The organism is Pseudarthrobacter sp. RHLT1-30-1, from assembly GCF_059383415.1.
The window spans coordinates 77,193-91,006 of record NZ_JBWZCG010000009.1; the positions used below are offsets into that span (position 1 = coordinate 77,193).

Annotated in this window: 9 protein-coding genes and 1 pseudogene; 6 read left to right on the forward strand and 4 right to left on the reverse strand. The window is 63.8% G+C overall.

The features are described from left to right. The first annotated feature begins 37 nt into the window (after positions 1-37). Both AC50YM_RS08810 and AC50YM_RS08815 read left to right on the forward strand, forming a co-directional pair. Positions 38-676, forward strand: a complete 639-nt coding sequence (locus AC50YM_RS08810) for a hypothetical protein (RefSeq protein ID WP_494956579.1) — start codon at positions 38-40, stop codon at positions 674-676. 162 nt (positions 677-838) lie between these two features. Further along, the gene (locus AC50YM_RS08815) at positions 839-1,042 is read left to right on the forward strand and encodes a cold-shock protein (RefSeq protein WP_120949954.1); all 204 of its coding nucleotides are present in this window, start codon (positions 839-841) and stop codon (positions 1,040-1,042) included. Between the two features lie 1,487 nt (positions 1,043-2,529). On the opposite strand, the pseudogene AC50YM_RS08820 reads toward AC50YM_RS08815, so the two are convergent. The 3 genes and pseudogenes from AC50YM_RS08820 to AC50YM_RS08830 all read right to left on the reverse strand — a co-directional run bounded on the left by AC50YM_RS08820 (position 2,530) and on the right by AC50YM_RS08830 (position 6,214). Continuing rightward, positions 2,530-3,717: pseudogene (locus AC50YM_RS08820) on the reverse strand (IS3 family transposase). 867 nt (positions 3,718-4,584) lie between these two features. Beyond that, positions 4,585-5,361, reverse strand: coding sequence for an SDR family NAD(P)-dependent oxidoreductase (locus tag AC50YM_RS08825; protein ID WP_494956580.1), 777 nt, complete (start codon positions 5,359-5,361; stop codon positions 4,585-4,587). Between the two features lie 28 nt (positions 5,362-5,389). Then, entirely contained in the window at positions 5,390-6,214 is an 825-nt protein-coding gene (locus tag AC50YM_RS08830) for a sugar phosphate isomerase/epimerase family protein (RefSeq protein WP_494956581.1), read from the reverse strand. Positions 6,215-6,398: 184 nt separating this feature from the next. Between AC50YM_RS08830 and AC50YM_RS08835 the strand changes: the two genes are divergently transcribed. The 4 genes from AC50YM_RS08835 (at position 6,399) to AC50YM_RS08850 (ending at position 10,437) form a co-directional block, all read left to right on the forward strand. Next, positions 6,399-7,736: an MFS transporter gene (locus tag AC50YM_RS08835; RefSeq protein WP_494956582.1), complete on the forward strand. Its 1,338-nt coding sequence runs from the start codon at positions 6,399-6,401 to the stop codon at positions 7,734-7,736. Positions 7,737-7,786: 50 nt separating this feature from the next. Further along, positions 7,787-8,653 (forward strand): transketolase, encoded by an 867-nt coding sequence (locus tag AC50YM_RS08840; RefSeq protein ID WP_494956583.1) that lies wholly within the window; start codon positions 7,787-7,789, stop codon positions 8,651-8,653. Further along, positions 8,650-9,660 (forward strand): transketolase family protein, encoded by a 1,011-nt coding sequence (locus AC50YM_RS08845; protein WP_226759968.1) that lies wholly within the window; start codon positions 8,650-8,652, stop codon positions 9,658-9,660. Before AC50YM_RS08840 ends, AC50YM_RS08845 begins: the two co-directional genes overlap by 4 nt. 117 nt (positions 9,661-9,777) lie before the next feature. Beyond that, on the forward strand, positions 9,778-10,437 hold the full coding sequence (locus tag AC50YM_RS08850; RefSeq protein ID WP_494956584.1) for a GntR family transcriptional regulator: 660 nt from the start codon (positions 9,778-9,780) through the stop codon (positions 10,435-10,437). 2,109 nt (positions 10,438-12,546) lie between these two features. On the opposite strand, the gene AC50YM_RS08855 is transcribed toward AC50YM_RS08850, so the two are convergent. Further along, positions 12,547-13,560 carry an FUSC family protein gene (locus AC50YM_RS08855; RefSeq protein WP_494956620.1) on the reverse strand — a complete coding sequence of 338 codons (1,014 nt, stop codon included), beginning with the start codon at positions 13,558-13,560 and terminating at the stop codon, positions 12,547-12,549. Between the last annotated feature and the right edge of the window lie 254 nt (positions 13,561-13,814).

The window sequence follows — 13,814 nt, forward strand, 5'->3', positions numbered from 1 at the left end:
GTGTCAGCTGCCGCTTGACCGGATGAATTGGGGGAACATGTCCGAGCACAAGCCTGCCGCTGAACCTGAGGTTCGGCCCCGAGTACGACGCCGCGTCTTCGTGATCGTCGTGCTGCTGGTCTTAGCCGTGGTGGCCGGTGGGGGCGCATGGTGGTTCGGTTCCGAACTCCCGGACCGGCAGGCTGTAGCTGCCCGGGCGTCCGCCCAGGCTTCCGAGCAGGCGCTTGCGGACGAAGCCGCGAAGAAGAAGGCGGACGATTCGGCGGCGTTCTGGGCCGGTGTCGAGAAGGAGAACAAGGCGGCCGCCGAGAAGGAGGCCGCTCGACGGGCCGCCGCCGCACAAGCTCCGCCCGTCGACCGGATCAAGCCGCAAATGGAGGCCCAGGGCTGGACCCAGTTCTCGGGGGTGTTCTACTACCAGTACGCGGCCCCGTCTGAGTTCTCGTGCGGCTATTTCAACTGCATCGTCGTTCACGTCACCACCATGGCCGCGAACGGGTGCCCGGGCGGGCTCTACGTTGAAGCCACCGTGGACATGGGCAACGCGACCGTGGGAAGGGCCAACAGCATCACGGCCGCGCTGCCGCAGGGGAAAGACGCCATCGTGAAGCTTCAGGACACCACCGGCCACGGCGACAAATTCTCGCTGACCGACCTTCACTGCCTCGGCGGCTAGTACGGGCTTTCCGGGGCTGATACCAGCTGGGAGGGGCAACCGGTTAGCGCCACAATTGCTTGCCAGCAGGCGGACAGCCCACATAGGCTCAAGCAGGTGAGTGGCGGGGACGGCAATCCGAAAAGCGGAACCGACCAGCGACCCGTGAAGGAAACAAGCAGCATGGCTACAGGTACTGTCAAGTGGTTCAACGCCGAAAAGGGCTTCGGCTTCATCGCCCCCGACGACGGAAGCGCTGACGTGTTCGCACACTATTCGGCAATCGCCTCCAGCGGTTACAAGTCCCTGGACGAGAACCAGAAGGTCCAGTTCGACGTCACCCAGGGCCCCAAGGGACCCCAGGCGGAGAACATCCAGCCGCTGTAGCGTCACCGCAGGAGACCGGCCGGTCGGTGATCGCCTGGCCGGTCTCCTGCTATGTCCACACCCCCTTGCGACACCGCGCGGGCTGGGTTGGGCAGCAGTGCCCATACTTACCGGGCCGGACCATTTCCCCGAAATGCTCAACGGAAAAACGTTGTTCTAGCTAGTATCCACGCCAGCGCCACTCGCCCAAGTTGAAGCACACCCACTTTCGGTTAGCCGTGCCGTCAGCGTAACCGCAGCTAACGTCCACCGGGACGGACTCGCCAAGGCGTGGGTTTGTCCCGCAGGTGGATCCCCAAACGAAACGGAGTCTACGGCGCCGGACACTCGAACCCTACTGCCCCTCTTTGGCCTCCATAGCCTGCAGGAGACCGTCTAGTTAGCCCCTGCGTAGGCGAAGGACCCGGACGTTGTGAAAAATGATCAACCCCACTCCAACGCTGACGAATATGGCGTCTGGCCAGCGAGGCGGTTCCGTGGCAAGCCTGTATACGGCTGGAACCATGATGAATATGGCGAGGCCGATACCGAGCCAGGCTGAGAACCTGATTCGCTTTTGCTCTTCCCACGTTTTGGCAGCGGGCTCACTGCTGGTGGTGTGATCGTTGACCGGTCTGCTGTGATGCTCGGATTCCATGCGGCTGCCCCCTCAGGCTTGGTGTCCCGAGCCTACCCGAGCCACCCATCCCCTTCAGGAGCGGCTGCTGGTCGGTGTCGGTCCCGTAGAGGGTTCCTCTCACGGGACACGACAACGTTATGCCGTCGTGGGGCAGTTCGTGCTGCGTTCGGGCAAGGCCTTGAACGTGGACACCGTGCTGTCGGCGGCTGGTGACGCCGCCGGGGTTCCGTTGTCTTCGTGTGGCTCTGCTAGTCCGCGGTCAGCGTCTGAAGGGTCGCTGCCAGGTCAGGCAGCTGTCGACGCTTCCGCCCATGAAGGGGATGAACGGAGGTGGAATCGTTATGAGGTGCCTAGCGCCCGACAACCCTGCGCGGTCAGTCCCCGCACTGAGCGAGCGCATGACCAGGTGGCTGCCGCTCGTGGAGTCCAACGGCTTGTTCAACTTTGTCGAGACAGAGAAATGCCGCACCCTGTCAACGCTGGGTGCGGCAGTTTGGGGGAGGTCTTTGGTGGGGAGATTTGGGGGTGTGGACAGTGTCCACACTTTGGGTCTCGGACTGGGCCGTTCCGGGGCCGGACTGGGCCGGATTCCGTATGTTTGGGCGGGAGTCCAGTGTTTGCAGGGGCTGGAACCCGGTTCGAGTCCCACCTCGGGCACAGTGTTTTCCCTGGTCAGGGGCCTTTTTGTGCTTTTTTCGTGTGGACAGTGTCCACACTTTTGCCTCTGATGTGATGTTCCGGGTGTGTGGGGTCCCGGAACGGCCAATTCGGTTGTGTGGGGGAGCGGCTGCCTACGGCGGACCGGGTACCGCCCGTTGTGGTCCTGGGCTGCTGCGGGGATTTCGGACAGCGGAATGAGTGGATTCTTCTACGCTGCCAAGGCTGGCTGTTGATAACCATAGTGGACTTCGTTGGGGCGGCGGTAACCGAGCGCGGAGTGACGGCGCCGGCTGTTGTAAAACCCCTCGATATAGCGAATGACGTCGCTCCGGGCTTGTGATTTAGTAGCGTAAACGGTCCGATAAACACGCTCGTTTTTCAGGACGGAGAAGAACGATTCGGCCATGCTGTTGTCCCAGCACACGCCGGTGCGTCCCATCGAAGAGCGCATGCCCAGGCCGGCCACCAGGGCCCTGAAATCCGTCGAGGTATAAACGCTGCCCCGGTCGGAGTGCCAGATCGCGGACGGCTCGATCCGGGTCGTCGCGGCGGCGTTCTTGAGTGCGTCGGCGACGAGCTCGGTGCGCATGTGATCGGCGATGGACCAGCCGACGACTTTCTTGGAGTAGCAGTCGATGACGGTTGCGAGGTAGACGAACCCTTGCCACGTGTGGATGTAGGTAATGTCCTATGCCGACGAACTTCACCCCGGGCCGGTCGGCGGTGAAGTCCCGGCGGACCACGTCGGGCATGGCCGCGGCGGCCTCAGCGTCAGCCTCGGTCGTGATGCGGAACGGGCGTGGTTGACAGGCCACCAGGCCCTGGTGGCGCATGATCTGCCGCACCAACTCAGGTGAACACTCGGTCTGTTCCGCGGCGAGATCGGCGTGGATGCGCCGATACCCGTAGGTACCCTCGGACTCCTCGAAGAAGTGCTCGATCCGCGCTGTCAGGCCCTGCCGGCGCCCCGAGGTGGCCGATTGCGGACGGGTGGCCCAGTGATAGAAACCGGACGTCGAGACGGCCAGCCAGCGGCACATTCTCACCACCGAATTCAGATTGGCGGGCTCAGCTTTTTGGGAATCGATGAATTCATACTTGCTCACTACCGCTGCTCGCGCGCGAAGTAAGCGCTGGCTTTTTTCAAGAAGGCAGTCTCCGCCCGCAGCTCCTGATTTTCACGCTCGAGCTCCTTCAGACGGGCCCTTTCCGACACCGTCAGGTCCGCCTCCGTGCCGCCGTTGGCCTCACGGTACTTGACTAGCCAGTTGCGGAGAGTCTCGGGGCCGACACCATAGGCGGTGGCCACGTCCTTGATGGGCTTGGACGTGTTGATCACCTCGCGGAACAACTCGTCCTTGAACTCCTGGGGGAATCGCTTCCGTGATGCGGTCATGCTGATCTCTACTTTCGGTAGACCCCCATTTTAAGAGGGCTCACTGTCCGAGATCTCCGCGGCAGCCCATCCCTTATGGGTGTTCATCCTGGTTCTTCCTTTCCTTTGGGTTTTCGCGTTCACCACTTCATGGGGGCTAGAGACGCCTACAACATGACTTGTTGATTATTCTTTAGATCGGGCCAGGTATCGGCCGGTCCGGAATTTCTGCTTTGATACCTGTTCATGCAGGAATGCGTCGGGAACAGCATGACGCGGCAACTGATCCGGATCGGTCATGAGCTCGCTGAGCCTGGCCAGTCGGTAGGCGGAGCCGGCTTTGAGGCGCGTTGCAGGAATTGGTGGGCTTTGCGCCTCGTCGCCGGCCTGATCCACTAAAGGTTAAATCCGGGACCCGTATCTGGTTTGATCACTTTCTGATAGCAGCCCAGGTTGCCGGGCGTATGAGGAAAGCCTCCGCGCGAGTCCAGGGACTCAAGCGCGGAGGCTCCCGGCTCTCCAAGCTGGGGGGACTGGAGAGCCGGTCTAAGTCTACTGGCAGGGTGAGTTCATGACCGGTGGGCGGTGGGGAAGCTCGGCCTATAGGCCGGGTCGAGGTCCTTCGGCTGCTTGGCGCGGCGTCCGGACAGCCACCGCGCCATCGACCGTTCACACCTGTCACCGGAGCGGCCGCCACCTTGGACACTTCGCAGGGGTGAGCACACCACGACGAAGGGATCTTCCGGACGGTGGCGCCGCACGGCATCGCCGGGGACTTGGCGCACCAGCCCGGAATGGACGTCGCAGAATCCGGCAAGGGCTTCCTCCGCGAACTCAGGGATCGTTGAAAATCTTGGTCATGATGGGCTCTCTGACGTGGCCGGGCCGCTAATGGATGTGGCTTCCGCCGTTGATGTCGATGGTGGTGCCCGTGAGGTACGCGGATTCCTCGGAGGACAGGAAGGTGATGACGGCGGCGATCTCATCCGTGGTGGCGTTGCGGCCCAGGGGGATGCCGGCGTTGATGGCGGCCTCCTGCTCGTCCGTGCTGCCCACGCGGATGTTGGTGTCCACGGCGCCGGGCGTGATGGCGTTGACCGTGACGCCGGTGGCGCCGATTTCGCGGGCCAGCGCCTTGGTCAGGCCCAGGATGGCGGCCTTCGCTGCGGAGTAGGGGACCTTCCCGAACACGCCGCCGCCGCGCTGGGCGGACACTGAGGACATGTTCACGATCCGGCCCCAGCCGTTCTCAATCATGTCCGGCAGGAACGCCTTGGTGACCAGGTAGGTTCCGGTGGCGTTGACGTTCATGACCTTGTGCCAGAGCTCCAGCGTGGTTTCCAGGAAGGGGACCGGGGAGGTGATGCCGGCGATGTTGGCCACGGCGCCCACCGGGGGCAGGACGCCGGCGGCGACCTCGGCCTTGACGGCTTCGTAGGCGGCTTGGACGGAGCTCTCATCGGCGACATCGATCTCGTGGCCGAACGCCGGCACGTTGAACTCATTGCCGATGTCGGCGGCGACCTTGGCGGACTTCTCGCCGTCGAGGTCCAGGATCACCACGCCCCAGCCCTGGCTGGCGTAGCGGCGTGCGGTGGTGATCCCGATGCCCCGGTCCGAGGTGGCTCCGGTGAGGACGGCGGTGCGCTGGATAGTGGTGGTCATGATGCTCCTTGGATTACTTGGTGGTGGTTCAGATGAGGTCGGTGATGAAGCTTGCCGCTTTTGCTGCGGCGGCGGGTCGTTCGTCGTCCGTGATGTCCCGGGTTTCGAGTTCGAGGGAGAAATGGCCGGTGTAGCCGCTCACCACGAGGGCGCGGAGCCCGGCCGTGAAGTCTGCCTGCCCGTTGCCGATGCTGAGGTTGATGTTTCCCGGCACGGCGTCGCGAAGGTGGACGTGGGAGATGCGGCCCTTGTGGCGGGTGAGGTATTCCTGCGGGTCATCGCCGGCTGCCACGATGTGGCTGAAGTCCATGACGATGCCGACGCCGGAGCCCGCCAGCCGTCGCGCCAGCAGTTCTCCGCGCTCGAGGTTCCAGCAGAACCTTAGGAAGTGCAGTGATTCGGTCCAGAGTTCGACGCCGAATTCCGCCGCGCGTTGCGCGGCGTGGATGAGCTGGGCGGCGATTTCGTCCAGGTCCTCCTCGAGGCTTTTTACAGGTTCGTGGCTGAGGGCGCCGCAGGGTAGGACCAGCGCCTTCGCGCCGGTGGTGGCGGCGAGGGTGAGGAGGGCGTCCAGGTGCCGTTCGCGGGCGAGCCGTGCAGTGTCGTCGAGCACTGCGTTGAGGTCTCCGATGTCCCCGTTGACCGAGCGGACGGTCAGCCCTGAGGCAGCAACGTCCGCGGTCACCGAGGCAACTGCGGAGTCATCCAGGTTGTACGGGACATGGTTGCAGACGCCGGGGAGGGCGCCGAGGTCGATTTCATTAAAGCCCAGGCCGGTGATGGTCCGCAGGGCGGCCGGGAGCTCTTGGTGCCGGAAGCTGATGGATGAGCAGCCGAGCCGAGAGTTGAACATCGTCGTTGCTCCTCTGAACGAGCGGGGTGATGTGAATCACTGTAAGTGGATCTAGTGTCAACAGTCAACCTCGAACATTGACTGTTGACATTGCACCATGATGCCGGTCACACTGGCATATCATTTGTTAACAGTCGACAGCGGCGGTGCGGAAGCGCGGCCGGTTCCTCGAAAGGGATCAGAAATGAGCAATGAAGCTCTGAAGATGCGCGGCCACGTGCATGGCACAAAGGACGCAAGGCGCGTCGCCATTGGCTCCAGCGTCGGCGCAGTCATCGAGACGTACGACTTCATCGGCTTCGGCACGGCCGCAGCCCTGTACTTCGGCACGGCGTTCTTCCCCACCGGAGACCCTGTGACCGGGACACTGGCCGCCTTCGCTACCCTGGGCGTCGGCTTTGCCGCCCGCCCGATCGGCGGCATCATCGGCGGCCACCTCGGTGACAAGCTGGGCCGCAAACCCGTCCTGGTCGCCTCCCTGATCCTCATGGGCGTCGCCACCTTCATCATCGGCCTCCTCCCCACCTACAGCCAGGTCGGCCTCCTGGCCCCTGCCCTGCTGGTGTTCGTCCGCATCGTCCAGGGCCTGGCCTTCGGCGCTGAATGGGGCGGCGCCATCCTGATGAGCTACGAGCACGCTCCCTGGAAAACCAAGGGCAAATACACCGGAATGGTCCAGGCCGGTTTCCCGGTCGGACTGCTGCTGGCGAACCTCGTGTTCCTCTTCAGCGTCCAGCTCGGCGGCGAACTCGCCTGGCGCATTCCGTTCCTCGCCAGCATCGTGCTCGTCGTCGTCGGCCTGATCATCCGCTCCAAGGTCCCCGAGTCCCCCGTCTTCGAGGAAGTCAAGGACAGCGGCACCATCGTGAAGTCCCCCATCAAGGAGGTCCTCAAGACCGACTGGCGCAACATCGTCAAGGGCATCGGCCTGCGCATCGCCGAGACCGCAGGCTACGCAGTCTCCATCACCTACATGATCTCCTACCTCAACAGCCAGCACCTGGCCGACAAGACCCAGACGCTCGTGGCCCTGTGCATCGCCTCCGCTATCGGCATCTTCGCCACCCAAGCCTGGGCCAGGCTCACGGACAGGATCGGCCGGCGCCCGCTCTACATCTGGTCCTGCGCCTTCGCAGTGCTGTTCGCCATCCCGATGTTCCTGCTCGTCAACACCGGCATGTTCATCTTCATCATCGCCACCCTCGTGATCTCCTACGCCGTCTGCCAGAACTCCCTCGCCGGCGCCCAGGGTGCCTGGTTCCCGGAGCTCTTCCAAGCGAAGACCCGCGCCTCGGGCGCCTCGCTGGCCTACCAGATCTCGGCCATGGTCTCCGGCTTCACCCCCTTCATCACCACCCTCCTGTTCGTCAGCTTCGGCTGGATGGGCCCGGCGCTGCTCTTCGGCTTCTACGCAGCCATCGGCCTCTGGGCCGCCATGGTCACCCGGGAAACCTGGGGCAAGCGGGAACGGCAACTCGCCGACGAGGCCACCAAAAGCACCCCCCAGTCGGTGAACGTCTGATGACTGCGACACAGGAACTACACACACCCGAACTCCCTTCCAAGGAACGAATGACTCAGGAAACTGCCTCAGCACGCCTCGAACGCGTCAGCTCCGCGGCGTTCCGGATCCGCCACCACGCACTGAACATGGGCGAAGTCCAGGGCCAGGGCTACGTGGGCCAGGCCCTCGGCGCCGCTGACATGCTCGCCGCCGTGTACTCCGACCAGCTCCGCTACCGCGCCGAGGACCCGGAATGGGAGGCCCGGGACCGGTTCCTGCTCTCCACAGGCCACTACGCGATCGGCCACTACGCGGCCCTGGCCGAAGCCGGGATCATCCCGGTCGAGGAACTGGACACGTATGGCTCGGACGATTCCCGGCTGCCGATGTCCGGGATGTCCACCTACACCCCCGGCATGGAAATCTCCGGTGGCTCCCTGGGCCACGGGCTTTCCATCGCGGTGGGCATCGCGCTGGGCCTGCGCCACCAGGGCTCCGCGGCGAGGATCTACAACTTCCTTTCCGACGGCGAACTCGACGAGGGCTCCACCTGGGAGGCCGCGATGGGCGCCCACCACCACCAGCTCGGCAACCTCACCGCGATGGTGGACATCAATGCCCTGCAGGCCGACGGCAAAACCGACACCGTGCTCCGCACCGAACCTGTCACGGAAAAGTGGGAGGCCTTCGGCTGGTACACCCAGCGCGTGGACGGCAACAACATGGCCGATCTCCTGCAGGCCTTCGACAACGCAGCCGCCCAGGCCGCCGTCACCGGTCGGCCCTCCGTGATCCTCTGCGACACGAAGGTCGGCCGCGGCGTGCCGCTGCTGGAGGAACGCGAAAAAGCGCACTTCATGCGCATCGAAGAACACGAATGGCAGACCTGCCGCGAACAACTCACCGCAGGATTTGAAGGGACGGCCGGACGATGAGCACCACCACCACAGCAGTGAAGGGCACCGCCCCCAAGCTCAAGACCTCGGCCATGATCGCCTCCTTCGCCGACGCCGACCAGAAAACCGCCTCCGCACCGTTCGGACACGCCCTGGTCAAGGCAGCGCAGGAGAACGACAAGATCGTCGGCCTCACCGCGGACCTGGGCAAATACACCGACATGCACATCTTCGCCCAGGCCTACCCGGAGCGGTTCTTCCAGATGGGCATGGCCGAACAACTGCTCTTCGGCGCCGCCGCCGGCCTGGCCGAAACCGGCCTGATCCCGTTCGCATCCACATATTCCGTGTTCGCCGCCCGCCGCGCCTACGACTTCCTCTGCCTCGATTCCGCCGAACCGAACCTGAACGTGAACATCGTCGGCGGGCTGCCCGGCCTCACCACCGGCTACGGTCCCAGCCACCAGGCCACCGAGGACATGGCTATCTTCCGCGGCATGCCCAACCTGACCATCGTGGACCCCTGCGACTCGATCGACATCGAACAAGCCGTCCCCCAACTCGCCGCGTCCGACGGACCCACCTACCTGCGGCTGCTCCGCGGCAACGTACCCACCGTCCTGGACGAATACGACTACACCTTCGAACTCGGCAAAGCCAAAGTCCTGCGTGGCGGCAACGACGTGGTGTTCATCTCCTCCGGGCTGATGACCATGCGCGCCCTCCAGGCAGCGAAGGCGCTGGCGGCTCACAACGTGGACGTCGCCGTCGTCCACGCCCCGACGATCAAGCCGTTCGATGCCGCCACCGTCCTCGCCGAGATCAACACCGACCGCCTTGCCGTCACCCTCGAAAACCACAGCGTGATCGGCGGCCTGTTCGAAACCGTCGCATCCGCCGTCGTCACCGCAGGACTCGGCAAACGCGTGGTACCGGTGGCCCTGCCGGATGAGTTCCTCGACGCCGGTGCTCTCCCCACCCTCCATGACCGCTACGGACTGACGGTCCAGAAGATCGTGGCGAAGGTCCTTGCCGAACTGAAGTAGGACCGTTTCGATCGGATGTGCGGCGCCGAGCCAGCCGGCGTCGCGCATCTGTCGTAGGATCGACAGTTAACAAATCGACTGTAAACAGTCGACCACTGACATTGAGGATGTATGACGATGGCCGGAGCTACAGCACCGCTGCTGGGACTGCAGAAGAAGAGCCTTCGCGAGCAGGCCCTTGCCGCGTTGCGCGCCGCCATCACCAGCGGGGAACTGGAACCGGGCCGGCATCTGGTGGAAACGGAGCTGTCGGAGATGCTGCAGATCAGCCGCGGCACCCTCCGGGAAGCGCTGCGTCAACTGGAACAGGAAGGGCTGCTGTCCGCCGGGCCGCGGGGCAGGCTGTCGGTGCGTCACCTCGACGCCAAGGAAATCCGCGATATCTTCGCCGTGCGTGCCGCGCTCGAATCACTCGCCGCCCGGACCCTGTGCGAACTGCCGGACCGGGGGCAGGTCACGACTTCGCTTCGCACCGCGATAGAAGCCATGGCGGCGGCGGCGCAAGGCAGCCTGGAAGTGAGGATCGAATCCGACCTCGAGTTCCACAGGACGATGTGCCGGCTCACTGGCAACGAAACGCTGCTCCATTCCTGGGAATCACTGGAAGGGTCCATCCGGATGTCCATCATGTTCGCGGGCCAGGAGAAGGGCGTGAAAAACATGAGCGTGGACCGACACTACGACATCGTTGCGGCCATCGAGACAGGCGATGCATCCCTGGCCTGGAACACGATCCGGGAGCACATGGACACCGCCGCCGCGACTCTCGTGGCGTAATACTCGGTTCCCACGTTCGGACTGGAAGTCGCGCAGAGTCACATCACGCGTCGTGCGCAACAACCACTTGCTACTGTTTTCCGATGCCGATATCGGGTCTTCCGTCATTTAGTGGAGTGAGCCCACGACAAAGAAGTGCCGCACCCGGCCAATGCGGGGGCGGCAGGTGGGGGGTGTCATGTCGGTTTCTGCCGGTTCCGCCATGAGATGAGGGAGAGGAGGTAGATGGCCGTGAGTACAGTTCTTGAAGCAGACGAAGATGTTAGCGGGGCGCGAAATCAGTCTCTGCGGACCCCAGATCTCGAAGCGGAAAATGCAGGTAGCCGGGCGACAGCGGAGGTATCCTCACCTGCTTCGGTGCTGCTGCCGCAAGGCAGTAAAGAGGGTGTGCACAATGTGCACACCCTGGGCGTCGGATCGGGTCGTACTGGTGCCGGACTGGGCCGGATTGCGGAGGTTTTCGGGAGAATGGCGGAAATTCAAGGGCTGGAACCCGGTTCGAGTCCCACCTCGGGCACAGTGTTTTCCCTGGTCAGGGGCCTTTTTGTGCTTTTTTCGTGTGGACAGTGTCCACACTTTTGCCTCTGATGTGATGTTCCGGGTGTGTGGGGTCCCGGAACGGCCAATTCGGTTGTGTGGGGGAGCGGCTGCCTACGGCGGACCGGGTACCGCCCTAGGGGGTCTCTTCTGGGTGTTCATCCTCCTTCGTCCTTTCGTCGGGCTTTCGCGTTCACTACTTCATGGTGGCTAGAGACGCCTACAACATGATTTGCTGATAATTTTTTGGATCGACCCAGGGTTGTGGCTGGTCCGGATTTTCGGATCTGATACCTGTTCATGCAGGACTGCGGGGGGAACGGCATGACATGGCCACTGATCCGGAGCAGGTCATGAGGTCGCTGAGCCTGGCCAGTCGGTAGGCGGGGCAGGCTTCGAGGGCGAGTCGCAGGCATTGGTGGGCTTTGCTGCCGTGGCCTTCTCGCCAGAGAACCCGCAGACGCAGCCATCATTTTTCCCGTCATCGCCGCATCCGGATTCTGGGTATCCGACGTCGGGGCCTGGTCCCTGCCGCCAAGGGCCCGGTCTCCGCCGGCCGGGGCCGACAGCCGGGATGACCGTATTGGGCCCGCCGGCAGTTATCAGCGCGGCGAAGTCCTCCATCTCCGGGTCGTACTCGGTCTCCGGCGCACCGTTGGTCCATGACGCCGAGCAGGTAGTGGGCGTTCAGACGTTCGGTGATGGCGGCGCGCAGGCGGGCGTATTCCGGGGTGACAGTATCCAGTGGCGTCAGTCTGGGAGCAATCGGGGGGCAATCGGTACGGGCCGTGTGGGAGACGGCGGCCAATCCAGCACCGATACGGGGCCAGGCCTTGAAACGCCGAGGTGGTCGATACGCGTAGTTGGTATCGGCCACCCTTGCTACCCGGGACGCTGCCGGGGACTCAACGTCCTCTGGGCCATGCTCCGCGACGGCACCACTTACGCTCCTGCTGCTGTGGGGCTGAAGGTTGCGTGATGGGTTGCTAGCCGCTGTCGGAGGTGAGGTGCGGCAAGTGGAGCTCTGTCAGGCGCTCGTTGATGACCAATGCCAGCGGATTGCAGTCCTGGGTCGGTAACGGTTTTAGTCCGTTCAGATATGCATCCACGGCCCAATCGGCCGCGGTTGCCCCCGTACGAGAGATACGCCCACCAGGCTTCATGGACTTGGAGGTCTGCGAGCAGGGAGGCAATTTGGGTCAATTCCTGCTGGTATTCATCCACCGGGATCCGTACTTTCTGACCTCCCGAACTTCTCAGACCGTGCGGACGTCTGCAAGCCTCGGTAACCGAGCATGCCGGAACGTTCCGCAATCGGGACATGCCTGGCGTGGCCAAATTTGGCGTCATTCCTCCCGGAAACCAGCGCGAACTGGGCCCGGGGCTAGAAGGCGATACTGAGCTAGTACGCGGGGCTGTGTTCTATCCGCCGGGCCGAATCTCCCCATGTACCTGGATCGTAGGTCTCCGGCAAATCGTTGACCCGCCGGTCAGGGGATGTCCATCTCCCCTGAGTGCTCTCGTAGTTGTTGGAAGAGCACCGTCCCCTGGGCATCCGATGTCGGCCTGGTCCTAGTTCCTGGGTCCGCCGGACTTCACGACGCGGAGCATGCGGTGCAGGCTCAGGAGGATGGATTCGACGGCACTGGGGGCGTCCGTTGCTGCTTCCTCCGTGCCGGTGCGGGCGGTCAATTTCTTCACGGCAACGCCGGCCGTGTCCATCAGCTCGGCCTGCCGTTCCGGGCTCTCCTCTTCGAGGGAACGCAGGACGTCGGCCACGGCGGCCATGGCGTCGGCGAGCGGGACGGTGTATTCATCCGGTATAATGAAGGGTGTGTCTCCGGCCCAGATGACATCCGAGAGGACCTGCGTGACGTCCTGGACGTGGAACGTCACCCGCTCCAGGTCCCGGAGATTCCGGTAGTCCAGGTCCACATCCCGCGGATGGAGCCGTCGCCGGAGGTTGGCCTGCCGGCTGGCATCCGCTTTTTCGACCGCGAGTCTGACCATGCGGGCCGAGCCTGCCAATTCCTCGGAACGGCCCGACCAGTCCTCATACTCCGGCGGCCAGTTCTCCTTCAACGCCTTGCCCATGTCCCCCAATTGCCGGGCCAGGGCCAGACGCAACTCAGCGATTCTGAGGGCGGCGGCATTGAAATACAGCGGCGGGAACACGAGGAGGTTGACCAGGATTCCCACAGTGACCCCTGCGCCCATCTGAACGAGGTAGCCGAAGGAGAAGCTATCGGGGTTGTTCCCGCCGACCAGCAGGACCAGGAGAGCAGCCGTCGGGATCCAGTCGCTGCCGGATCCAATCCACGGGAGCCCGGCGAGGATGACTCCAAAGCCCATAACGATGGCAACCGACACCGGGGTGGGGTCCCCGAGGCTGACGAGCACGAAGGCCAGGCCGATGCCGATCGCCAGTCCCGCCAGCGTCTGGACACCCCGGCGGATGGACCCGGACACGTTCTCGTACATGGCGACGAGGGCGCCGAGCGGAGCGTAGTAGGGGTAGTCGGCTGCGGACCCGGGCATAAAGGGTGCAATTGCGAAGGCTATGCCGGCGGCCAGCCCCGCCTTCATGGCCAGCTGCAGCCGGGGCCACAGCAACGCCTGGGCCACGCTGCCGGACCCGATCCGCCAGAGTCTCGCCGCGGCGGAAGGCCGCGGAGTGCTTGCGTCGCTTACGTTGCCCATCCTGGTTCACCCTAGGGCGGGGGCGTTGTTACGACAAGTCGGCTCATTCAAACTGCAGAAGTGGTCTCCATTCAAAACTGCCATAATCAGCCGGACGGCCGCGGAGGAGCGGGGGTGAACCCGCGGGTGCGGCCCTTTTA